This is a genomic window from Alcanivorax sp. HI0044, from assembly GCF_001634945.1.
The window spans coordinates 1-739 of the sequence record NZ_LWEZ01000033.1 but is presented as its reverse complement, the minus strand read 5'-3'; the positions used below and the strand labels follow the sequence as shown (position 1 = coordinate 739).

Sequence of the window (739 nt, the reverse complement as noted above, 5' to 3'; positions counted from 1 at the left end):
AGGTCAGCCCTTTCACCTTCGCCTTGGCGGGCGCAGGGGCCTCCTCCTTCGTCGGCTCTTGAGCAGGTGCCACGGAACGGGCAGACGGCGCTTTCGCCAATGCAGCGGCGGCCGATCCCTCAGGCTCGGGATCGGCCGCTGCTGCCGGGCTGGGTTCAGGGGTGCCCGAGGGAGCACCGACAGGAGCACGGGACGGCACCGCCACATCAACAGCAGGCCCTGGCGATGCAGGAGCATTAGCCTGCTCTTCCTCCGGCCAGTCCAATGCCGGTGAGGGCGCCGCCCCGGGCAAAGCCACACGAGCCACCCAGGGCGTCAGCCCCATGGCTTTCAGGTAACTCTGGCGCTGCGCTTCGTTCATGAAGCACCTCCGGTGTCGCCAGACGCCGGACGCACCAAGCACCACGCAAAAAGAACACCACCGTCAGGCATCCGGCATTCGGCGTCAGGCAAGCACATCATACATCCGCTGCCTGCGGGTGGGCCCGTTCCACGCCAGCTGCGAAGTGATTCAGGGCATTCAGGTAGGCCTTGGCGGAGGCGGTAATGATGTCCACATCCGCACCGTGGCCGTTGACGATACGGCCGCCTTTCTCCAGGCGTACGGTCACTTCCCCCTGGCTGTCGGTGCCCGCAGTAATCGCGTTGACCGAATACAGTTGCAGGGCGGTGTGGCTGTCCGCCAGTTTTTCGATCGCCTTGAAGGCCGCATCCACCGGGCCGGCACCACTGGCCGTGG

1 protein-coding gene and 1 pseudogene are annotated in these 739 nt (G+C 65.9%); both read right to left on the bottom strand.

What is annotated here, in order from left to right:
• Positions 1-361: pseudogene (locus tag A3730_RS00370) on the bottom strand (hypothetical protein); the annotation flags it as partial.
• Between the two features lie 97 nt (positions 362-458).
• Positions 459-739, bottom strand: a 281-nt coding sequence (locus A3730_RS00365; RefSeq protein ID WP_304439443.1) for an alpha-isopropylmalate synthase regulatory domain-containing protein, incomplete at its 5' end; no start/stop codon positions are given.